The organism is Cytophagaceae bacterium (genome assembly GCA_016722655.1).
In the GTDB taxonomy this organism is placed as follows: Bacteria; Bacteroidota; Bacteroidia; order Cytophagales; family Spirosomataceae; genus Leadbetterella.
Genome location: JADKIR010000005.1, coordinates 415,860 through 437,217 on the forward strand (window position 1 = coordinate 415,860; position 21,358 = coordinate 437,217).

Consider the following 21,358-nt stretch of genomic DNA (forward strand, 5'->3'; position numbering starts at 1 on the left):
TTAAATTAGTACCACTGCTTTGGAACACAAAAACCACCCATTTGATACCGAATAAGAAAAATCCCATTTATTTATTTGCCATTCAAAGTCAATATTTTATATTCGTATGGAATTTAGACCACACGGTCTGCAGGGTGGAATGGATTAATCGACAACGGATGCTTAAAAATAGATATCTTTCAGAAAATTAAATAATTACGGAAGCGGAATGTTTTCGTACAAAATAAATATATGCTTAAATCACCAAACACTAATGTTACAAACAAGCATAAACTACAATAGTGCAACAATTTTACAAACGAAATAAATTATAAACCTAGTAACACTACCGAACATTTTGACAATTAGAAAACGACATACCAATGAAACGACTTTTGAGCAAATGGGAATGATTTGGCGAAACACATTTTTACATTTAAAAATAATAAAACACCTTCAATTTACAAAAAAAAGAATTTCTTTTGCCACCTCAAATATGACACATATTGCTTTGCCCCGACATCCAAAGCCAATGCATCAGTAAAACAAAAAGGGCCATTATTCAATAACCCACCTATTAAATACGTAACTTTCGGAATTGAAATATGACTTACGAATCAGAGAAAATAACAAGAAAAAAAAGAATTGACCATCATCTAAAAGCTGCTGGCTGGATTATTATTCCTTACTCTGAAGGAATGCAATTGTCTACTTTGACAAATCATGCTATTGAAGAATTACAGACGCATAAAGGTCCAGCCGACTATGCTCTTGTGGTGAATGGCAAACTATTGGCAGTTGTTGAAGCAAAAAAACTTGAACTGGGTGCTCAAAATGTTTTGGAGCAAGCAAAGCGTTATTCAAAAGGTGCAAACAATACAATTGGTGATTGGGATCATTATCACGTTCCGTTTTTATATTCTTCCAATGGCGAATTGATTTACTATTTGGATGTAAGAGATAACAAAAACTTAAGCAGACAAATTTATAGTTTTCATACGCCTGAAGCAATGGAAACTTTGTTTAACTCTAAAAGGAAAACAGCTTTACAATGGCTTAAAGAAAAATCAATAAATACGCCTGGGCTAAGACCTTATCAAAAAGATGCAATCCAAGCATTTGAAAACAATTTGGAAGAAGGTAAACGCTTAATGCTTTTAGCGATGGCGACAGGAACAGGAAAGACCTTTACAACAGTAAATCTTGTTTACAGAATGTTGGCTTCGGGTTATGCTAAACGCATTTTGTTTTTGGTTGACCGTAAATCTTTAGCAGCACAAGCCGTTACAGCGTTTGCTTCATTTGACACTCCAAGAAATATTAAGTTCAAAGACGAATACGAATTATATTCTCAAAAATTCAGAAAGGAAGATTTTGAAGGCGAAGCATACGACCCAACTGTTTTGCCAAACTCTTATCTTACGAATCCAGACGGAACAAAAACATTTCTTTAGGTCTGCACTATTCAGCGAATGGCAATAAACCTTTATGGAAAAATGGGTGCATTTGGTGAAGACGAAGAAAACGAAGATGATGCTGAAACTTTATCAATTCCTTCACATGCTTTCGACTTAATTATTGCAGACGAGTGTCATAGAGGTTATACTTCAAAAGAAACAAACGTTTGGCGTAATGTTCTCAATCATTTTGATGCGGTTAAAGTTGGATTGACTGCTACACCTGCTTCACATACCATTGCTTACTTTAATAAACCAATTTTCAATTATCCACTACAAACCGCCATTGACGATGGTTTTTTAGTAGATTATGATGCTGTTGCAATCAATTCAGAAGTTTTGATGAAAGGAGCATTTTTAAAAGAGGGCGAACAAGTCGGAATGATTGACACCGAAACAGGCAGAGAGCAAATTGACCAATTAGAAGATGAAAGAGAATTTACTTCATCTGAAATTGAAGAGAAAATAACCGCCCCTGACACCAACCAAAAAATAATTGAAGAACTAAAAAAATACGCAGACGAGTTTAAAAAAGAAAGAGGACGATTTCCAAAGACTTTAATATTTGCTTCAAACGATATTCCATTGATTTCACATGCTGACCGTTTGGTGAATATTTGCAAACAAGTTTTTAATCAAGGGGACGACTTTGTAGCAAAGATTACTGGAAGCCCAACGGTGGACAGACCTTTGAAAAAAATAAAGGAGTTTCGCAATCGACCTAATCCTAAAATTGTGGTAACGGTTGACATGTTAAGCACAGGAGTTGACATTCCTTCTTTGGAGTATATCGTTTTTCTAAGACCTGTTAAAAGCCGTATCCTTTGGGAACAGATGCTTGGAAGAGGAACAAGAAAATGTGATGACATTGGTAAAACTCATTTTGTAATATTTGATTGTTTCAACGGAACGTTGATAAAATATTTTAGAGATGCTAGTTATAACTTTAAAATTGACCCTCCTGGAACGGAAACGATTACCATAAAAGAACTGATTGAAAAAATATATAACAATGAAGACCGAAAAGCAAACGCAAAGCGTTTGAGCAAGCGACTTCACCGAATTGAAAAAGATATGAGTGGAAATGCAAGAGACAAATTCAAAACCTATATTCCAGATGGTGATATGGGTAAATTTGCCGAGCAGATTTCTAAATATTTTGATAAGTATAAGTGATGACAAAGTCGTTTCCTGAAATATTTGAAAGCTTCACAAGTGTGATGGAATTGCTTAGAAATGAACAATTCCAAAAGCTATTGGTGGACTACGAAAGAGCTAAAAAAGTTTTTCTTGTTGGTTATGAAGTAAAAGACGAAGTTAGCTCAATGATATTTTTTGAAGCAGAGGGCAGATACGGTTTACAACCAGTTGATTATTTGCATGCATTTTCGGAATTTGTAAAGCGAAAAGAAAATGAAATTGCCGCTATTAGTATTTTATTAAACAAACCTAAAGAATGGAACACAAATGCGTTAAACGAACTTAGGCAAAAACTAAAAGAAAGCAATTATGAAGAAGCCACTCTGCAAAAGGCACATAAAATTGTTTACCACAAAGACACAGTTGATATTATTAGCATGGTAAAACATGCAGCCAAAGAAACCGAACCATTGTTGAGCCCAGAGGAAAGGGTAAACCTAGCCATAAATAAAGTAACTACTGGTAAGAAATTGAATGACGAACAACAAAAATGGATGGAATACATCAAAGAACATTTAAAACAGAACATGACTTTGGACGAAGATGATTTTAGCATTGTTCCAGCTTTGTCTGACAGAGGCGGCCTGAACAAATTCAAAAAAGTGTTTGCTGAAGGTTATAATCAGATAATCAATGAAATTAATCTATCAATAGCAGCGTGACGGATAAAAATCAAGCTTTAATTGCTTTATTTCAAAATGAGTTTGCAGACTTTGAGGATTTTTCTGAATTTCCAGTCAGAGTTAAATTAAAATGCAACTGTTGCGAATCTTGCCAGGTGGATTTAAGCAGAGAAGCTTCATACACCGGAATATTAGGTGATACCAATACTGATATTATGATAGTGGCAGAGTCGCCAAGTACTAAAAACGGGAATGGTTGCTTTGTGGGTGGTAGTATTAATAATCTTCTAAGAAGTAAAGACAAGAACCTTAAGAGTTTAATCAATTTTATCACGAATTATGATGTAAAGAAAAGGCAGCCTTATTTTACGGATACAATAAAATGTGGACTTGAGAAAACTAGAGAAAAGGAAAAACTAAATCCACGAAAAGACAACTGCATAAAGAAATTTCTACTTAAAGAAATTGAAATAATACAACCAAAACTTATTGTTTGTTTGGGTAATCATAGTTATGATATATTAGCACGGCTTATAAGGGATAGCAAAATTAGCAATGGCATTGAACTTGTTAAAGTACATCATTACAGCAATCGGGCTTCGCTCACATTAACTATTGAAGATAAAGAGAATATTATTTGGCCTATTCAGTTTAAAATGCTAAATAAAAATGAGGCATTAAATAAGGCATTAACCATCAAACATCTACAAGAGATGATAAATAGAATAAAAAATGAGTGATGTAGTAAACAAACTATGGGGCTTTTGCCATACCCTTCGCCACGAAGGAATTGACTATAACGATTATATAGAACAATTGTCGTTTTTGTTGTTTCTGAAAATGGCAGACGAAAAAGAAGTGCATTTAACCGAAAAATATAATTGGCAAGCACTGAAAGAATTAAGTGGTGGCGATTTAATGGACCACTACACAGACACACTTCGTGAACTTGCAAAAGAACAAGGACTATTAGGTGAAATTTTCACTCAAGCACAAAACCGTTTCAACAATCCTGTAAGTTTGAAAAAGTTACTCAACCTTATTGAAGAAGATGAATGGACTTCAATGGACGTTGACGTGAAAGGTGCTGCCTTCGAAGGTTTACTGGAAAAAGCAGCAAGCGAAGGAAAGAAAGGAGCTGGACAATATTTTACTCCACGACCATTAATACAAAGTATGGTTAGGTTAATGAAACCTGACCCCAGAGGTAAAAGTTCATTCACTATCTCTGACCCAAGTTGCGGAACTGGTGGCTTTTTGGTTTCTGCTTATGAGTGGCTAATGCATGAATGTAAAGGAGCATTCCCCCGTGAAGATGTGAAACGTATTAGTGAAAAAACATATTACGGGCAAGAGTTGGTTGCAAGACCAAGGCGGCTTGCACTCATGAATATGTATTTACATGGCGTAACTCCTAAAATAAAATTAGGTGATACTATTTACAATACACCCGACAGCACTCGATTTGATGTCGTCTTAGCCAATCCTCCATTTGGAACAAAAGGAGCAAACCAAGTCCCCGAAAGAGATGATTTCACGGTAGAAACCAGCAACAAGCAGTTGAACTTTGTTCAACATATCATGAGCACATTGAAAACTGGTGGTAGGGCAGCTATAGTTTTACCAGACAATGTTTTGTTCGAAGATAAAGCAGGAGAAGTATTTGAAATATTAATGCAGGATTGCAACCTGCACACTATTTTACGTTTACCAAGAGGAACATTTACACCGTATGCACAAGGAGTAAAAGCAAATGTAATTTTCTTACAAAAAGGATTACCAACCGATAAGGTTTGGATTTACGATAATCGCAGTAACATAGAAGGCATTACCAAGAAAGACAGACCGCTTAATGAAAAGCATTTTGAGGAGTTTGAAAAATGTTATGGCTCCGACCCTAATGGAGGCAGTAAAAGAAAAGACCAGGGAGAATCAGGTCGCTTCCGATGCTTTACATTAGAAGAAGTAAAAAAGCGTAATTATAAATTAGACCTTACTTGGCTAAAAGACGATAGCGTTGAAGATTCGGATAATTTGCCAGAGCCAAATGAATTAGCAACAGAAGCAATATCCGAATTGGAAGCTGTTGTTGATGATTTAAAAGAAATTTTAAACTTACTCGAAAGTGATGGAGAATAATTTACCTGAAAGTTGGGAGTTGGTTAAACTTGTTGAGCAATTAAACTTTTTACCAACAGGAGTCAAAGAGTTTGACGGCACCAAAAAATATTATTCAACTGGAAGTATTCAAGAAAATGAATTTACTTCAGAAGGTGAATTTACTTTTATGAATCGACCTTCGCGAGCAAATAGAGTTGGACAACTTGGAGATGTACTACAAGCAAGAATGAAAGGGACGGATAAAGGTATTTTAGTTGATGAAAAATTGAATGGTCAATTATTTTCAACCGGTTTTTTACAAGTTCGTCCTTATTCTGATACTTACAATAATAAACTTCTATACTTTCTAATTAAGTCTGACTTATTTCTTTCCCAAAAAAATGAATTAGCAACAGGTTCAACACAGGAGGCTTTAACTGATAATGGTGCAAGCGAAATTGAAATTCCACTTCCGCCTCTTGCTGAGCAACAACGCATTGTATCAAAGTTAGATGGTATAATGCAAAAAGTTGAAAGTAATAAACTACGCTTAGATAAAATCCCAAAACTTCTCAGGCGTTTTCGTCAATCGGTTTTGGCTGCTGCGGTAAATAATAATGGTGCGGAAGAAATTACAAGAAATGTTTGCGAAGAAATTCAAATTGGTCCTTTTGGCACTCAATTACACAGACATGAATATATATCAAACGGAATTCCATTAATTAATCCAACACACATTCAAGGTGGTGAAATAGTGCCCGACTTAGACTTGACAATCACAAAAGAAAAATTCAAAGAACTCCCAAACTACCATCTTAAAGCAGGGGATGTAATTATGGGAAGAAGAGGAGAAATGGCAAGATGTGCATTAATTGGGGAAAAGGAAAATGGTTGGCTTTGTGGTACTGGTAGTTTATTTTTTCGTCCCAATCTCAAGAAAATAAACTCTCAATATTTGTATTGGGTTTTAAGTAACTCCAATACCAAAGCCTACCTTGAAGGTGAAGCAAAAGGCAGCACAATGAGTAATTTGAATTTAAACATAGTCCGAAACATTCCACTTCCTCTACCATCGCTGGAAGAGCAAATCAAAATTGTTAAACAGGTCGAAAATCTATTTGCTTTTGCTGATAAAATAGAAGTACGTTACACTAAAGCTAAAACTATGCTTGATAAATTGCCACAAAGCATTTTAGCAAAAGCATTTCGTGGTGAGTTGGTAACACAAAACCCAAATGATGAACCTGCAAGTGTACTGCTGGCGAGGATTAAAAAGGAGAAGGATAAAATTTCAGCAGATAAGAAAGGCAAAAAAAACAAAGAATACTCCATTGAGGAAAAACCTTTGAAAATTGCAGCAGAAAAAGAAGTAAAATATAAAAAGGCAATGGTGTAATTATTAATGAAGAAATATTTTACATCAAATGAATATAAAAAGCGTAATACTAAATGGGCAGCCGTTAGTTTAAAGCAACGCCTGAAATCTGATGCAAAACTTAATGTAAAACGTAAAAAGAATGTTGGTCTAAAAAAAGATGAGAGAAAAAAGAAAAGAATTGATGAGACATTTATAAATAAAAAAGCTCCTCCAAATTTTTCATTCGTTGAAAACACAGAAGCTGTTTTACAATATTTAGAAGATTTGAAAACACTTTTTAAAAGGAAGCAAAATGTAATGATTAACCTTCGGGATGTAACCAATTTAACAAATGATGCAATTGTTTTACTGCTCTCGTTTGTTAAAAACCCGAAGATTGTAAATGGAGTCTCAATAAAAGGCAATTACCCAAGAGATGAACGACTGAGAAAAATATTTGTTGAAAGTGGTATTTTCAATCAAAATATGGCAAACGAAAACGAGCCTAAAAACTATATTTTAACACGACAAAATAAAAAAGCAGAAGGTGGCATTGCGGCTGAATTGATTAAAAGGTCTTCAAAAGAAATTTTCGGTGAAGAAGGTCGTTGTCCCGGAATTTATAAAGCATTAATGGAAAGTATGGCAAACACATGCTATCATGCCAAACCGCAACAAATAGGACACGAAACTTGGTGGCTGACCGTTTATCATGACCGAGAAGACAATCATGTATCGTTTGCATTTATTGATCTGGGTGTAGGTATTTTCAAATCTTCTAAGATGAATGATTTCAAAGCAAAAGCGGCAGCATTATTAGGCTTATCAGACAACAGAGAAATTTTGAAAGAAATAATTTCAGGTCGTAAATTATCTAGCACAAAAATTCCGTACAGAGGAAAAGGATTGCCAACAATATTCAAGGGTTTAGAACGAAATTATTATAGTAATTTGAAGATTATTTCAAATGATGTGAAAGCCGACTTAAGCAAAGACGAATATGTTAAACTTAAAATAGAATTTAGCGGAACATTCCTATATTGGGAATTAAACAATACTAACAGATGGACAAAATCATAATCAAAATCGCAGACGATTACACAAAAACGCCTGGTGTAAGGGAAGAAATTGAAGGAGACTTTCCTGGAGAAGAATTTTTGAAAAAGCTATTGCTTCCCAAATTCAAACAAGCATTGTCAGAAAAGAAATTGCTTTTTATTGACCTTGATGATACGGCAGGTTATGCAACTTCGTTTTTAGAATCTGCATTTGGTGGTTTGGCTCGTGAATATAGAGACCACAAAATTGTTTTAAACAATATTGATTTTAAAAGTGAGGACGACCCATTTTTAATTGACGATATTAAGGAATATATTAAAGACGCAAATAACAAATGATGAAAATTTGGATAGCCTTAATATTAGTGCTTGCAGGTGCAGCCTTGGGCATTGGAATTAATAATTATTACCCGACCTTCCCAGTTGAAGATAAAATTAACTTGGTTGATTTAGCGACTTTACTAGTTACTATTTTTCTAGCTGTTTACATTCCTATTTTCCTTGAAAAACACATGCACAATAAACGATACGAAAAGGATGTAATTATTAGAAAAATAGAAGGACTGCAAAGCACAATTAAAGAAGTAAATAAAACAGTTACAGAATGTGTTCAAAAGAACACAGTTTCAATTACAAACAGCCATACTATCATTAATCACTTCACGACAATTTCAAATGAACTCGATACTTTAATAACATTAATTAACCATTGCCAAAAGGACAAATTCAAAGTCGAAATCGAGAAAGTAAAAACGTTAAGACATCAATACAGAACAATTGTAACTGGTGGAAATTTTCAAAGAAAAAACTTTAAATTTCCAGCTCTGACAAAGAAAGAAGAAGAAGTCACTTATCACAGAATGGACAAAGAATTATGTATTTTAATCTTTAAAGTAAATGCAGTATAACCTATACACACAAACCTCACAAGCCCATGCACAAATCGCCCTTCCGGATGTTCCACCAAGACATCCCAAATCTAGATAAAAAAGAATTTTAAATCCTCAAATAAGTTAATAGTGAAATTCATTCTCCCACCACAAAAAACATTTTTTTTAATCCATAGAATGTTTTAAAACATTTCAATGTTACATGAATAATTTTGTTATTTTATCCTTTTACCAACATCGGAGGCATCTACAACAAGCAATAAACCAATTTATTAACCTTTTAAACCTTTAAAAAACTATGGCACTTATCAATCCTCATATCAATTTCAATGGCAATGCCGAGGAAGCATTCAACTTTTACAAATCGGTATTTGGCGGGGAGTTCGCAAAAATTATGCGTTTCAAAGATCTGGCCAGTGAGGAATTTCCTGTGCCCGAGCATGAAGCCAATAAAATAATGCACATTGCCTTACCCATCGGCAAAAACGTTTTGATGGCCAATGACGTCCCTGAGATTTTGGGCAAAACCAATGAAAACGAGAACAGGTCTAAAATCTCAATCAGTGCCGAAAGCAGAGAAGAAGCCGACCATTTGTTCAACGGTCTCTCGGCAGGCGACCAAATCGAAATGCCGATGGAAGACAGCCCCTGGGGTTCATACTTCGGTATGTTTAGAGACAAATACGGCATCGAATGGATGGTAGATTTCGACTCAAATTACAAAGGAGAAATATAATCCTGAGAAACCTTGCCTGTCCTTTTGATTTTTAATTCCTAATGGATTGAAGCCAATGAAATAAAAATGTTTTGATTATTCCATTTTTACAAAAATACAGCCGGTAAAAAGCCTGATTTATCATTGGGTATGAGCTTTGCTTTTTCTAAGTATGCTATGCTATACCTAAAAAGAAATATCCACATATATTCATTGCCTTTCAAAAACCATATTTTATATTCGTAAGGAATTTAGACACACGGTCTGCAAATTGGAATGTATTGATTGACAACGAATGCTTAAGAATGGATATGTATTTGAAAATAAATTATTTAAATCAAAAATATTAATTGCACTAAAAGAGATATTTACGCAATTGTATAGATATGGTTGTTGTGCTTCAGCCAAAAAAGACCTCGACAAACAGCCAACGAAATTGAAAGAGCTGTAAAAATTAGAGAGAAATATTTTGACAATAAACGAGAAAAATAAAGAAATGGCAAAGACAGAAAATATATACTATTCACTTGCCGAAATGAAGGACAAGTACATTGGCAAAACAGGAACTTCCGACAGAGACCAATACGAATACGAACTTCGTATGGACGTTTTAGGAAAAATGATAAAAACGGCTCGACAAGAACGAAACCTGACACAAGAACAACTTGGTGAACTTGTAGGTGTGCAAAAATCACAAATTTCAAAGCTTGAAAGTAGTGCTAACAGTGCGACAATTGACACAATTATAAAAGTATTCAAAGCTTTAAAAGCAGAGATAAACTTCAATGTAAAACTTGAACAACAAATGATAAAATTAGCGTAGAAAAAGATGGCCGAACGCCCAACATCATATTGGCAAGAGCATAGCAGTAGGAAGTCATTGACCTTTTGGAAAACTATTAAACATTTGTAAGTAACTGAACATTAGAAATTAAAATTCCATACCTTCGCCAATATGTCAACGTTGAACGCCATTGTAAAAAACAGACTGTAATTTAAATCTAGTAAATATGTTTAATAAAAAAGATTACGCAAAGCTCACTCTGGATGAGTTATTAATTGAAGAGAAAAAAACAAAGCAGTTAGAATTATTTTTTAGAATTGTATTAGGCCTCTTAATAGTTTCTATTTTGTATTTTATTGTTAAAGAAGGTTTTAGAGAAAGTTTCTCTAAATTTTTCATATTAATATTTATAGGAATAATTAATTTCAAAAATTCAAAAGACTTAAATGAAATTCGTTCTGAACTTATTAATAAAAGAAAATAACTAGTAGTGTTTTCAGAAGTTTTTAATCCCTGATTTTTTGCTCAGGCTATCTTTTTATATCAAGATTACTCGACGGACTTTGGCTTGATTTACAATTTTTGAGTATCGATATTTGGTTGGTTTTCACTCTTCGACATGTTCCGATAGTCAAAGGAGCACAAGCTTGCGAACTTTGCGAGCGAAAGCTCAGTAGAAGCCAGATAATATAGGATTAATTATCCTGTATTTTTAAATCCAGAAAATTCTTATAATTGCTTAAAATTCAAATACATGGCTTACGATATTAGGTTTACAAATAACTTGGTGTTGATTATTATGGTAACACAAAAGATGAGATTGATTAACATTTGCTTTTTGAGGATTGGAAATCCTCTGCATCTGGCTTCGACGTTGAGAAAATGTCGAAAAGCTAATCTCAGTTGAAATTTTCAGTAATTTTGAAATCATAAAACGCTGGCAAAATTGAGCAGACCAAAAGTGATATTGCAGGTGACGGCATCCATCGACGGCAGAATTTCCCTGATGCCCAACACCACCATGTTTTCCCCCATCGATGAGTCATTGAAACCATTTACAATCAGTGATAAAGACTGGAAATATTTTGATGAAAAGGTAAAATCTTTGCACAAAATTGATTGCTATCTGGAAGGGAGCAACATGTTGGTGGCTGAGAATGATAAACTCAGAGAATTGCCCGAATTCCCTGGTGACACCAAAAATCTTTACAAGGATTACCTGCCGGAGAGCATTGTCCGGCGGGAAGGTCGCATCACCTGGACTTCTGTGGTTGATGGTCGGGGAAGATTTCGGAATGGCTATAAAGCCTATCAGGATAATCCTGAATCGTATATGCTGCATCTGACCAGTCAAAGTGCTCCGGCAGAATATCTGGCTTTTTTGCAAAGAGAGGAAATTCCTTATCTCGTCAGCGGAAAAGAAAAAGTGGATCTGGTTGAGGCATTTAATAAACTTTATAAAGTCCTGAATGTAAGGTGTATATTAACTTCCTCAGGCGGAAAATTCGCCGGTGCATTGATTCGTGAGAATCTTTTGGATGAAATAAATATTCTGTTTAATCCTGCCGTTTATGGTGGTTTTCAAACACCAACGCTCTTTAACTCGCCGGATATAAATCCACCCCACATTTTGCCAAACCAATTGAGATATATCGAATCACTAGTACTGGAAAGTGGTTGTATTTGGCTGAGATATGAGGTGATTAAAAATTGAATGTTGGCAAATTCCTTATAATACACAGGTGATTGTTTTACAGCCTTTTAAATGATAAAAACTTATTGAAAACCGGACATTAATCAGTAAATTTGTGGTGTGAAAACAAAGGCAAAAATTGGGCTTGATTTTGAAGTTGACAAACTCACTAATTCAATTGAAAATGTTGTTACAGGAGATAGTTTTGCAACTGAAATTTCTATTCTGGCAAAAAGTGAGTTGAAACTTGTTTCAAGGAAAAATGGTTGGTTATTTAATTGGATAGATGAATTTAGGAAACCTGAAAAGGAGGTTTATAAATTGACAATTGTTGGAAATACAAATATAATTCAAGGACTGATTTGTATCGAAATTAAAGCAGACCATGTTTATATGCATCTTTTAGAAAGTGCTCCATTCAACAAAGGTCATAATAAAATGTATGCAGGTGTAGCCGGAAATTTAGTTGCTTTTGCCTGTAAAGTTTCGTTTCAGAGAGGTCATGAGGGAAATGTTTCTTTTCTTTCAAAGACTCAGCTTGTAGAACATTATGAAAATTCTCTTGGGGCAACACATTTTGGTGGACGGGTAATGATTATTGAAACAAATGCGGCATTAAAACTTATTGATAAATATTTTTAATAAAAATCGTGATGGTAAGTAAGAAAACAATATTAGAAGTTGATTTTATAGGTGGCGAGGGTACTTTGACCAATTTAGAAGAAAAGGCTTTGAGTGAATATCTTCAAAGAAAAAAACTAAAAACGAAATCTAAATTGCTAAAGCCTGAAAACAAAAGGAATTATAAAACTGCCTGAGTTTTATAAAATGTTAATATCATGGTATGGAAATGGTTCAGTCTTCGGCATGTTCCGTTAGTAAATCCCGAAACTATATAAGAAAGAATTTCAAATCCTCAAACCATCTATACTTTTATTGTCAAAGGTTAAATATTAAAGAGGTTTTATTGACAAATACACGCTTTCCACATAATCTTCCTATTTTTGCTAATAAGCCCAAACCTAAAACCGATGACATTCAAAAAAATACTTCTTTATACTATTGCCATTTTGTTTTCGGGCTATTTGCAGGCTCAGTCAACATTTACCCAAAAACAGCAACAGGTACAGCAAGCTATAGTAAAAATGTTTGAAGATTTGTCCAATCGCGATGCTGCCAGCCTCCGGCTGGATTGCACACCTGATGTCACGTTTTACGAGTATGGGCAGGTCTGGAATATAGATACCTTGGTTTTCAAAGCCATCACCCTCAATAAAGCCGGCGATTTTAAACGCATCAATTCCTTTGACTTCATTGATACCGAAGTGAATAGCAAAATGGCATGGGTTAGCTACAGGCTCAGCTCGGCAATCACCCGTGATGGCAAACCTACCAACATTCAATGGCTCGAGTCAGCAGTCTTAATCAGACAGAAAAGATTTTGGAAGGTAAAACACCTGCACTCCACATTAATAAAAAGGATTTAGTAATTTGAATAAGACGGTTTTTTAATCAGGAAATACTTCCTTTGAAAATTTAAAAGACCTATTTGAAAAATCGATAGTTTGCGTAATTTGAAAATTTGAAAATATATGAAATACGATCAGCTGGTTCCCAATGTGTATTATCAGAATATCAACGATGGCCTGAAAATGTTCGTCGATTGTCTGGGATTTGCGATCGGTCACAGTGAGTTAAGTGCCAAAGAACCTTTTTGTGTACTCAACAAAGATGGCCTGAGCATTTATCTGTTTCAACATGCCCCACTCGCCAAAGAGCATAATCCTGAGTTTAGGATAGTCACCAAAAATATTGAAGAAGTTTATGAAAAGGTTTCTAAGTCGCATCCTGAATATCTTCATCCCAACCTAAAAGTAGTAACGCTTCGCCCCTGGGGTGCCAAAGAATTTGCCTTGAGAGATGATCAGGTCTGTATTGTTTTTCAGCAGTGGTAAATATATTTTGATTGCTCTATTTACAAAACAAAGTTTCTGAGGCTTCTCTCCTACTCCCATTCAAATGGGAAATTCTGATTACATATTTTCCCATGTTTGCTATTTCAAAAATTCACATTCAAATCAAATAATTCGTAAATTGTGAGCCCTGTACCATCTAAGCGGCCAATATGAAGCGTTGCTTTGAAATTACAGATTAGAAAATAATAAACTGAATTAATGAAAAAGTTAATCATAAGTCTGATAATCCTGATATCGGCATCCATCTTCAAGGTTTCGGCACAAAATGACATTCCACATCTGGAGAGCAAAGGCAATCAGAAGTATCTGGTGGTAGAAGGCAAGCCATTTATAGTTTTGGGTGGAGAGCTGGGCAATTCCTCTTTTACGAGCATGGAATACATGAAACCAATATGGCCTAAGCTTAAACAAATGAACCTCAACACCATTCTGGCTCCGGTGTATTGGGAACTCATAGAACCCAAAGAGGGTCAGTTTGATTTCAAATTGCTCGATGAGCTCATTGTCGAAGCCAGAAAGCAGGAAATCAGGATAGTTTTGCTTTGGTTTGGTTCCTGGAAAAACAGCATGTCGAGTCATTTGCCGGCATGGATCAAACAAAATCAGACCAAACACCCTAGAGCCAAAGACGAAAAAGGCCAAAGCCAGGAAATACTGACGCCTTTTAGTGAAAATAATCTTCAGGCCGACATTAAAGCCTTTACTGCTTTGATGAAACATTTAAAAACCTTTGACGCTCAGGCCCAAACGGTTATCATGGTTCAGCCTGAAAACGAGATTGGCATGTTGCCATCGGCAAGAGATTACCATCCACTGGCCAATGAGCTTTTTATGAAAGACGTTCCTGCCGAATTGACCGATTATCTCAAAAAGAACAAAGAAAATTTAGTGCCAGAATTTTTGAATGTATGGCGGAAAAACGGTTTTAAAACCAAAGGAAATTGGAACGAGATATTTGGGGAAGGTTACCACACCGACGAATTATTTATGGCCTGGAATTTTGCAAAATTCACCGGGAAATTGGCGGCGGCAGGAAAGGCTGCTTATCCTTTGCCCATGTTTGTCAATGCCGCATTAATCAGAGCAGGAAAAATACCGGGAGAATACCCCAGTGCGGGACCTTTGCCGCATCTGATGGACATCTGGAAAGCAGGAGCTCCTGCGATTGATTTCCTTTCTCCCGACTTTTATACCCCGGATTTTGAGCACTGGTGCAATCTTTACGTGAGGCAAAACAATACCTTATTTGTGCCAGAACACCGTTTTGATGTCACAGTTGGGGCCAAGTCCTTGTTTGCCATCGGACATTATGAGGCCATTGGTTTTTCACCTTTTTCCATTGAATCGACATCAAATCCCGAAAAAGAAGAAATAGGAAAAGCGTATCAGCTGATCAATCAACTAAGCCCGATGCTGGCCCAATATCGCGGACAAGGACTGATAGATGGCGTATTACTGGAAAAAGACAAGGTACTTTCCACCGTGGTTTTGGGTGATTATGAGTTTTCTTTTAAAAACAGCTACAGTCTGGGTTGGGAAGCCGGAGCCACCAAATCGGAATGGGATTCGGGCGGAGCATTGATTATCCAGACCGGTAAAAATGAGTTTTATATTGCAGGATCGGGTATAGTGGTAACTTTCAAAAATTGGAAGAAAAGAGAAAAGACGGTGGGCATTTTAAAAAATGAAGAGGGCGTTTTCGAAAACGGAGACTGGAAAGTAATCAGACATCTCAATGGCGATCAAACCCACCAGGGCCGCCACCTCCGGATAAGTCACGGAGATTATTCCATCCAGAGGCTGGAACTGTATGATTATGAGTAGATTGATGTTAAAGTTTTTTTGATGGTATAAGCATTCAGGTAAGTTTTAGTTTAAAAATTTAATCTTAAAATATCTAAATAAGCAATTGTTTAAAATCTATTGGCCATAAATTTGACGCTTTTTAGGTAGAATATTTTCAAATGGATATTTACGGAAACTAATAATCAAACAACACGTATTGCCTTTTATAAATCATACTCGTATTTTTGTATAAAAACGTGATTATGAACACGAAATTAACATTAACATTAGAAAAAGAAGTCATTGAAATTGCAAAGATTTATGCAAAAGAAAAAGGACAAAGTCTCTCAGAAATGGTTGAGAACTATTTCAAATTTGTTACTGTAAATCAAAAAAGAATTGAAGAAAAACAGCTAAGTCCTAGAGTCAGAAAGTTAAGAGGTGTTATAAAAGTTTCCGACAATTTTGATTATAAACAAACATGTAGCAAAGAACTTGCGAAAAAATATGGAATTTAGCATTTTGCTTTATGCAAATAATATATAAACCTTGAATGAAAATGAAGAATAATAAAATAAGATAAAATCCCGGGGCAGCACAAGGTTATTTCACTTCACTAAATCCTTACATAATTACACATCCAAAGTTTATTTATTTTCTAAAATATCGAATAATACTATTTCCTGGATTACTTATAAACTGGAATTACCCTTTTAAATATTTGCCATTCTTAGGCAAATTGCTTACATTTGTATATATTCATAAACACACAGTCTGCATGGATTTTAAATAATAATTTGCAAAAAGATTGTATATATTAAACGATTGACCCTAAAATCCTAATTATAAATTTAAAGCAAATACCTGTTTAGACTTCATAGTTTTAAGATTAAGGATTTAGCATTGGCCGTTGGCCGCCATATTTTCATAAACTAAGTGGACTGTATTAAACTAAGATAAGAAATGACCGAACTTAAGGTAAAAAATATAGCAATTGGCTTTGTAACAGGAAGGTTACTGTTTCAAAGTGTATTAAAAACCTATATAAACAATTGGTTGGAGCATGGTTTAATTAAGAACAAAAACGTGAGAATTCACATTTTTGTGGCTTATGATTTAAGATACAAAAATACCAATACCAACAATTATAAAAATGTTCCAAAGGAATTACTGGAGCTTGTTGACTCAATTCATTTTTATGGCACCAACGAGGTATTAAATGAAATGGAAATCTTAGCAAAAACAGACAATACGATAAACGCTGAAGATTGTCGGTTACTATTTGGAGAAGGCTACGCAAAAAAAAGAAACATCATTACTTATTTTGCCATTAAGCATAAAATGGATAAGTTACTTTTCATCGACGATGATGAATATCCATTGGCCACATACCAGAATAAAAATGAAAGGTTGGTGTGGATGGGACAGAGCATTTTAAGTACTCACCTGAAGTTTAATGATGATTCTGATATCACCCATGGGCTTCATTGTGGTTATATCTCTCCGATTCCATATATGAAATTCAATGAAATCCTTACTGAAAATGATTTTAAACTATTCATTGAGGCTCTCAGCAATGATATCATTACCTGGGATAAAATGAAACAGGTAATTATTCATCAAAAAGGGGTAAACTATTCGGATGAAAATATAATTCTTACCCAGGATTCCTACGAAGTAAAGGAAACCAATGGAATGAAATTTATTTCAGGAGCAAATCTATGTTTCAATCTTAAAAATTACAAAAAGTTCCCTCCTTTTTATAATCCACCGGGTGCAAGAGGGGAAGACACTTTTATGAGTACCGCTTTAAGTAACTTAAAAGTTGTAAAAGTACCCTGCTATACATTTCATGACGGTTTTTCTATGTACAACAATTTGTTAAATGGTGTTTTACCGGTAGAATTAAAACCAATTGAAATTACAAATAATGAAAATCTAATGCGTTTTGTGAACGCCACCATAGGCTGGATCAGATATAAGCCTCTGCTGGTTTATATCACTGATAAGGATAATTTTGAAGCCACCATGTTATTAATGGAAGAAAACTTAAAGCTTACCATTCCAAAATTGTGTGCTTATTTCAAAACCAATGAATTTGAAAAAATCCTGATTGAATTTGACAAATACCGAAAAAATGTACATAAACATTTTCACGACTTTGAAAAGACCAAATCCACCTGGACGAGGTTATTGATGAATGCTGTTTAAGGTTTTAAATAAAATATTATCTTTCATGACGACATGGCATATTTTTCTTTTTCTCAAAAATTTAAGAAATTTATATGTAAAACAGATTGAAAAATGGGCTACTATATTGACTTAGAAAAACTTTCCATCGATGATTATCGGTTAAAATTAGAATCTGGTTATTTACCGCCAAGCAGGATGATGCTTAAAGACAATCTGGAGGAACGATTTGCTTATTTTAAAACTTTGGGGATCAGTAATGTAAAGGACTTGATTCTCCTGCTAAAGAAAAAAGACAAGTTCAGTGAATTTACCAGGCAGGATGTTTTTGCCGGTGATTACTTAACCATTTTGTTGAGAGAATTAAACAGCACGCTTCCAAAACCCAATAAATTGGCTGACTTTTTAGAAATAAGGGCCGGAGCGGTAAGTAATTTAGAAAAAATTGGCATTTCAAATACAGAAAAACTATACAACAAAGTACTGAGTAAATCTGACAGACAAAATCTATCCCAAGCCACCGGGATTAATATGGAGGACCTTTTAACATTAACCAAATTGGCAGATTTGTCAAGAATAAAGTGGGTTGGAGTAACCTATGCCCAAATGCTTTATGAATTAGGGGTAGATACCGTAGATAAAGTTTCAAAGTCTGACCCGATAGATTTGCATGACCGAATAAACCGGATGATCAAAGAAAAGAACATTTTTAAAGGTTCAATCGGTCTCAATGACGTGAAAATATTAATTGCAGCTGCCGGAGAATTACCTTTGGATATTGAATATTGAGGTTAAAGTGATGTTTTTCTTCTTGTTCCGGAAAGTTTTGCAATACCCTCCCACCCTTTTTACATTTTTGACGATTTAATCAAATCGCCTTTTTCCTAAAATGCTCTTGAATAAGTATTTATTCGGATATATATATCATTTCACCCCAAAGACCAACCGGCTGACTTTGTAGTTTTTGATCAGAAAATGATACAAAACCCAACAAATAAACAAGGTGGACAAAGCCATGACCGTAAACTTAAGGAGCAACGCCACCTGCCAGTTAAGCCAGTAATATCCCAAAATAATAATGACGGTTTGGTGTAAAATATAAAAGGGATATACGGCTCTGTTGCAGTATTTGATAAATTCATTTTCGAAGTTCAAATAATGTTTGGCAAAGCCAATGATCCCCAGAATAGTGCAGAAAATAAAAGTAATTTTAAAAACCGAATTGAAAATCTTTACCCAGAGGATTTTATCTGACAATGGCCCAAAGACGGCATCATAAAATACACTAAACAAAATAAGAAAAATGCCTGTACCCAGATTCAGGAATCTTTTCTTCTCCAATCTGTTCCAGATATCTTCCTGATTGCCAAATATATAACCAATAATGAAAATCAAAAATGAGAAAGTGAAATTGAACCAGTCGGAAACGAGGTTATGGGTTGTGGGCCACTTATCTCTTAAAAACAAATAGCTTAAAGACAAAGGCAAAATTATGAGGGCAGTGGACCATTTTGAAGTAAGCAGCTGTTTTGATTTTAAAACTTTAAACAGTGGAATAGCTATTAGTGAAAATACCAGCAAATAGACCACGAACCACAAATGATGCCAGCTGAAGTTGCCTTTGGGATATGGAATAAATTCAAAAACTTTGGAATAAAAACTGAGGTAAGTGCCCGTATAGCCTTCGGATACCAGTCGCTCAATATAAATTTGTGGTGGTACAATCACGAAGATTCCAAAAAGTAGTGGTATCAAAAGCCTGGTTATTCTTTCTTTGGCAAAAGCTCCGAAGGTACGGTTTCGGGTTGCAAAACTTACCCCTGCTCCCGAGACAAAAAACAAAAGCGACAGCCGCCAGGGGTTCACGAGTGACATCCATATTTCAAAATCGGAAGACGTGACCGGATTTTTGAGGTGAAAACCCCAGGTATTAAAAAACATGCCGGTATGATACAAAATCAAAAGCAGGAAGGCCAAAACCCTTACCCAATCCAGAAAATGGTGCCTGATTTTCATTGCTTATGAAAGTAGAATATTTAATATGTAAAGATAGCAGACAGTTTTTTATTGTGATAGGATTTCCTAAAATGATAAGGATTTTTGCCGGTATATATATTAGCCTGCATTATAGGCTTGGGTTACCTGGAGGCTAATACGATTAATATTGCCCTCAATCCGAATATGCCTCACCCAATTCCCTATGATATAATAAGTGGAGCTTTTCATTTAGTGAAGATTTTTATCGTAAGCATGATTATTTTTGCAATGAAATAACGAATAGATGCCGGAAAAAGAAACCCAAGTGTTTTATCCTGAAAGTCAGGTTGCCTGGAGAAAATGGTTAGAAGAAAACCATAAAACAGAACAGGCGGTTTGGCTTGTTTTTTATAATAAATCCTCACCAAGAGCTTCAATTTCATGGAGTAATGCTGTTGATGAGGCACTTTGCTTTGGATGGATAGATAGCAAAAAAATAAAAATAGACCCGGAAACCTCGCATCAATTTTTCAGTAAAAGAAAATCTAAAAGCACCTGGTCAAAAATCAACAAAGACAAAGTGGAAAGACTTATTGAGCATGGCTTAATGAATGAAGCTGGTTTTTTAAGTATTGAAATTGCAAAACAAAATGGCTCCTGGACAATTCTGGATGAAGTTGAAGAATTAATCATACCTGCTGATCTTGAGGCTGAATTCTCCGAAAAACCCAATGCAATGGAATTCTTTTTGAGTTTAAGTAAATCTGTAAAGAAAATTATACTTTCCTGGCTTGTGTTTGCCAGAACCACTGAAACCAGACAGAAACGAATCAGGGAAATTGTTGATAGTGCTGAACAAAATCAAAAACCAAAACACTTGCGATAAGATGGCTTTTAGGTAGAGCATCCTGCTTTTCAGAAAATAGATACATTAAAAATATAAAATCCTGAAGCACAAATATTTTATTCTAAAATTCTGGATCAGAGATAATTTTCATTAAAAAAACGGTAAATTTGAATTTAAACAAAGAGACGAGGAAACCATGAAATAGGATTTCCTAATAAAAGAATAATTGTATAATGGTTTTTTGATAAGTCTCCAATTTTGGGAAATTAAAAATGGCAAAATTTGACCGATTAAAACAAATTACCGACCAACTCCTGAGTCAGGGAAATTCTGAGATAGTTGACTCAGCCTTCTCAGAAAGTTATGTGGCACATTCGGGGGATAAGAATCACAAAGGGCATGCATTTATCAAGCAATTTATCAAACAATTGCGTACTGCGATTCCTGACTTAAAAATTGTAAAAATCGAGGTTCTGGCTCAATCAGAAAACCTAATCACCTGGCAAAGAACATTATCCGGCACCCACAAAGCTGCATTAAAAGGAATACCGGCATCCCATAAAAAGATAAAATGGTACGAGATGGTGGTAACTCGTTTTGAGGGTGACAAGATCGCAGAAGAATGGTTAATTTCGGATCTGGCTTTCCAGATGATGCTGAAATTAAAATGAGGGTTACCAAATGCTTATCTTCTTGCTTAATTGGTCATGGGTTGTAGGGAAATGTT

Annotated in this window: 22 protein-coding genes and 1 pseudogene; 22 read left to right on the top strand and 1 reads right to left on the bottom strand. The window is 35.0% G+C overall.

The genetic code is table 11. From position 1 onward, the window contains the following. The first annotated feature begins 584 nt into the window (after positions 1 to 584). The 20 genes and pseudogenes from IPP61_17665 to IPP61_17760 all read left to right on the top strand — a co-directional run bounded on the left by IPP61_17665 (position 585) and on the right by IPP61_17760 (position 18,596). A pseudogene (locus IPP61_17665) lies at positions 585 to 3,298 on the top strand (DEAD/DEAH box helicase family protein). After that, positions 3,295 to 3,999 carry a uracil-DNA glycosylase family protein gene (locus IPP61_17670; GenBank protein ID MBL0326963.1) on the top strand — a complete coding sequence of 235 codons (705 nt, stop codon included), beginning with the start codon at positions 3,295 to 3,297 and terminating at the stop codon, positions 3,997 to 3,999. The pseudogene IPP61_17665 and the gene IPP61_17670 overlap by 4 nt, the downstream one beginning before the upstream one ends. Then, the gene (locus tag IPP61_17675; protein ID MBL0326964.1) at positions 3,992 to 5,398 is read left to right on the top strand and encodes an SAM-dependent DNA methyltransferase; all 1,407 of its coding nucleotides are present in this window, start codon (positions 3,992 to 3,994) and stop codon (positions 5,396 to 5,398) included. Before IPP61_17670 ends, IPP61_17675 begins: the two co-directional genes overlap by 8 nt. Then, the gene (locus IPP61_17680; GenBank protein MBL0326965.1) at positions 5,388 to 6,755 is read left to right on the top strand and encodes a restriction endonuclease subunit S; all 1,368 of its coding nucleotides are present in this window, start codon (positions 5,388 to 5,390) and stop codon (positions 6,753 to 6,755) included. Before IPP61_17675 ends, IPP61_17680 begins: the two co-directional genes overlap by 11 nt. Before the next feature lie 6 nt (positions 6,756 to 6,761). Next, on the top strand, positions 6,762 to 7,796 hold the full coding sequence (locus IPP61_17685) for a hypothetical protein (GenBank protein MBL0326966.1): 1,035 nt from the start codon (positions 6,762 to 6,764) through the stop codon (positions 7,794 to 7,796). Further along, positions 7,790 to 8,113 (top strand): DUF4325 domain-containing protein, encoded by a 324-nt coding sequence (locus tag IPP61_17690; GenBank protein MBL0326967.1) that lies wholly within the window; start codon positions 7,790 to 7,792, stop codon positions 8,111 to 8,113. Before IPP61_17685 ends, IPP61_17690 begins: the two co-directional genes overlap by 7 nt. Continuing rightward, the gene (locus IPP61_17695; protein MBL0326968.1) at positions 8,110 to 8,682 is read left to right on the top strand and encodes a hypothetical protein; all 573 of its coding nucleotides are present in this window, start codon (positions 8,110 to 8,112) and stop codon (positions 8,680 to 8,682) included. Before IPP61_17690 ends, IPP61_17695 begins: the two co-directional genes overlap by 4 nt. A 280-nt stretch (positions 8,683 to 8,962) precedes the next feature. Then, a complete protein-coding gene (locus IPP61_17700) occupies positions 8,963 to 9,400 on the top strand; it encodes a VOC family protein (GenBank protein ID MBL0326969.1) in 438 nt (145 codons plus the stop codon). Positions 9,401 to 9,674: 274 nt separating this feature from the next. After that, positions 9,675 to 9,830 carry a hypothetical protein gene (locus IPP61_17705; protein ID MBL0326970.1) on the top strand — a complete coding sequence of 52 codons (156 nt, stop codon included), beginning with the start codon at positions 9,675 to 9,677 and terminating at the stop codon, positions 9,828 to 9,830. A 45-nt stretch (positions 9,831 to 9,875) separates the two neighbouring features. Continuing rightward, positions 9,876 to 10,202, top strand: coding sequence for a helix-turn-helix transcriptional regulator (locus IPP61_17710; protein MBL0326971.1), 327 nt, complete (start codon positions 9,876 to 9,878; stop codon positions 10,200 to 10,202). A 187-nt stretch (positions 10,203 to 10,389) separates the two neighbouring features. Continuing rightward, complete coding sequence (locus tag IPP61_17715; protein MBL0326972.1) at positions 10,390 to 10,647, top strand: hypothetical protein; 258 nt, start codon at positions 10,390 to 10,392, stop codon at positions 10,645 to 10,647. A 462-nt stretch (positions 10,648 to 11,109) separates the two neighbouring features. Further along, positions 11,110 to 11,877, top strand: coding sequence for a dihydrofolate reductase family protein (locus IPP61_17720; GenBank protein MBL0326973.1), 768 nt, complete (start codon positions 11,110 to 11,112; stop codon positions 11,875 to 11,877). 99 nt (positions 11,878 to 11,976) lie between these two features. Beyond that, the gene (locus IPP61_17725; protein MBL0326974.1) at positions 11,977 to 12,498 is read left to right on the top strand and encodes a hypothetical protein; all 522 of its coding nucleotides are present in this window, start codon (positions 11,977 to 11,979) and stop codon (positions 12,496 to 12,498) included. Between the two features lie 11 nt (positions 12,499 to 12,509). Next, positions 12,510 to 12,674 (top strand): hypothetical protein, encoded by a 165-nt coding sequence (locus IPP61_17730; GenBank protein MBL0326975.1) that lies wholly within the window; start codon positions 12,510 to 12,512, stop codon positions 12,672 to 12,674. Between the two features lie 213 nt (positions 12,675 to 12,887). Next, on the top strand, positions 12,888 to 13,343 hold the full coding sequence (locus IPP61_17735) for a nuclear transport factor 2 family protein (protein MBL0326976.1): 456 nt from the start codon (positions 12,888 to 12,890) through the stop codon (positions 13,341 to 13,343). Positions 13,344 to 13,448: 105 nt separating this feature from the next. Continuing rightward, on the top strand, positions 13,449 to 13,811 hold the full coding sequence (locus IPP61_17740) for a hypothetical protein (protein MBL0326977.1): 363 nt from the start codon (positions 13,449 to 13,451) through the stop codon (positions 13,809 to 13,811). A gap of 219 nt (positions 13,812 to 14,030) precedes the next feature. Beyond that, on the top strand, positions 14,031 to 15,656 hold the full coding sequence (locus IPP61_17745; protein MBL0326978.1) for a DUF5597 domain-containing protein: 1,626 nt from the start codon (positions 14,031 to 14,033) through the stop codon (positions 15,654 to 15,656). 224 nt (positions 15,657 to 15,880) lie between these two features. After that, positions 15,881 to 16,135: a hypothetical protein gene (locus IPP61_17750; protein ID MBL0326979.1), complete on the top strand. Its 255-nt coding sequence runs from the start codon at positions 15,881 to 15,883 to the stop codon at positions 16,133 to 16,135. A gap of 445 nt (positions 16,136 to 16,580) precedes the next feature. Then, entirely contained in the window at positions 16,581 to 17,828 is a 1,248-nt protein-coding gene (locus IPP61_17755; protein ID MBL0326980.1) for a hypothetical protein, read from the top strand. A gap of 93 nt (positions 17,829 to 17,921) precedes the next feature. Next, positions 17,922 to 18,596, top strand: a complete 675-nt coding sequence (locus IPP61_17760) for a DUF4332 domain-containing protein (GenBank protein MBL0326981.1) — start codon at positions 17,922 to 17,924, stop codon at positions 18,594 to 18,596. 135 nt (positions 18,597 to 18,731) lie between these two features. Here IPP61_17760 and IPP61_17765 read toward each other — a convergent pair whose 3' ends face one another. Beyond that, positions 18,732 to 19,823, bottom strand: a complete 1,092-nt coding sequence (locus IPP61_17765; protein MBL0326982.1) for an acyltransferase — start codon at positions 19,821 to 19,823, stop codon at positions 18,732 to 18,734. A gap of 265 nt (positions 19,824 to 20,088) precedes the next feature. On the opposite strand from IPP61_17765, the gene IPP61_17770 reads away from it, so the two are divergent. Both IPP61_17770 and IPP61_17775 read left to right on the top strand, forming a co-directional pair. After that, the gene (locus IPP61_17770; protein ID MBL0326983.1) at positions 20,089 to 20,670 is read left to right on the top strand and encodes a YdeI/OmpD-associated family protein; all 582 of its coding nucleotides are present in this window, start codon (positions 20,089 to 20,091) and stop codon (positions 20,668 to 20,670) included. 233 nt (positions 20,671 to 20,903) lie between these two features. Then, positions 20,904 to 21,302, top strand: a complete 399-nt coding sequence (locus IPP61_17775; GenBank protein ID MBL0326984.1) for an ester cyclase — start codon at positions 20,904 to 20,906, stop codon at positions 21,300 to 21,302. The last annotated feature ends 56 nt before the right edge of the window (positions 21,303 to 21,358 follow it).

What these genes read in the sequence shown, in the direction of transcription:
- IPP61_17740 (MBL0326977.1), top strand. Translation starts at nt 13,449, where the DNA reads ATGAAATACGATCAGCTGGTTCCCAATGTGTATTATCAGAATATCAAC.
- IPP61_17700 (MBL0326969.1), top strand. Translation starts at nt 8,963, where the DNA reads ATGGCACTTATCAATCCTCATATCAATTTCAATGGCAATGCCGAGGAA.
- IPP61_17715 (MBL0326972.1), top strand. Translation starts at nt 10,390, where the DNA reads ATGTTTAATAAAAAAGATTACGCAAAGCTCACTCTGGATGAGTTATTA.
- IPP61_17755 (MBL0326980.1), top strand. Translation starts at nt 16,581, where the DNA reads ATGACCGAACTTAAGGTAAAAAATATAGCAATTGGCTTTGTAACAGGA.
- IPP61_17695 (MBL0326968.1), top strand. Translation starts at nt 8,110, where the DNA reads ATGATGAAAATTTGGATAGCCTTAATATTAGTGCTTGCAGGTGCAGCC.
- IPP61_17745 (MBL0326978.1), top strand. Translation starts at nt 14,031, where the DNA reads ATGAAAAAGTTAATCATAAGTCTGATAATCCTGATATCGGCATCCATC.
- IPP61_17765 (MBL0326982.1), bottom strand. Translation starts at nt 19,823, where the DNA reads ATGAAAATCAGGCACCATTTTCTGGATTGGGTAAGGGTTTTGGCCTTC.
- IPP61_17770 (MBL0326983.1), top strand. Translation starts at nt 20,089, where the DNA reads ATGCCGGAAAAAGAAACCCAAGTGTTTTATCCTGAAAGTCAGGTTGCC.
- IPP61_17705 (MBL0326970.1), top strand. Translation starts at nt 9,675, where the DNA reads ATGCTTAAGAATGGATATGTATTTGAAAATAAATTATTTAAATCAAAA.
- IPP61_17710 (MBL0326971.1), top strand. Translation starts at nt 9,876, where the DNA reads ATGGCAAAGACAGAAAATATATACTATTCACTTGCCGAAATGAAGGAC.
- IPP61_17680 (MBL0326965.1), top strand. Translation starts at nt 5,388, where the DNA reads ATGGAGAATAATTTACCTGAAAGTTGGGAGTTGGTTAAACTTGTTGAG.
- IPP61_17730 (MBL0326975.1), top strand. Translation starts at nt 12,510, where the DNA reads ATGGTAAGTAAGAAAACAATATTAGAAGTTGATTTTATAGGTGGCGAG.
- IPP61_17675 (MBL0326964.1), top strand. Translation starts at nt 3,992, where the DNA reads ATGAGTGATGTAGTAAACAAACTATGGGGCTTTTGCCATACCCTTCGC.
- IPP61_17750 (MBL0326979.1), top strand. Translation starts at nt 15,881, where the DNA reads ATGAACACGAAATTAACATTAACATTAGAAAAAGAAGTCATTGAAATT.
- IPP61_17685 (MBL0326966.1), top strand. Translation starts at nt 6,762, where the DNA reads ATGAAGAAATATTTTACATCAAATGAATATAAAAAGCGTAATACTAAA.
- IPP61_17760 (MBL0326981.1), top strand. Translation starts at nt 17,922, where the DNA reads ATGGGCTACTATATTGACTTAGAAAAACTTTCCATCGATGATTATCGG.
- IPP61_17735 (MBL0326976.1), top strand. Translation starts at nt 12,888, where the DNA reads ATGACATTCAAAAAAATACTTCTTTATACTATTGCCATTTTGTTTTCG.
- IPP61_17775 (MBL0326984.1), top strand. Translation starts at nt 20,904, where the DNA reads ATGGCAAAATTTGACCGATTAAAACAAATTACCGACCAACTCCTGAGT.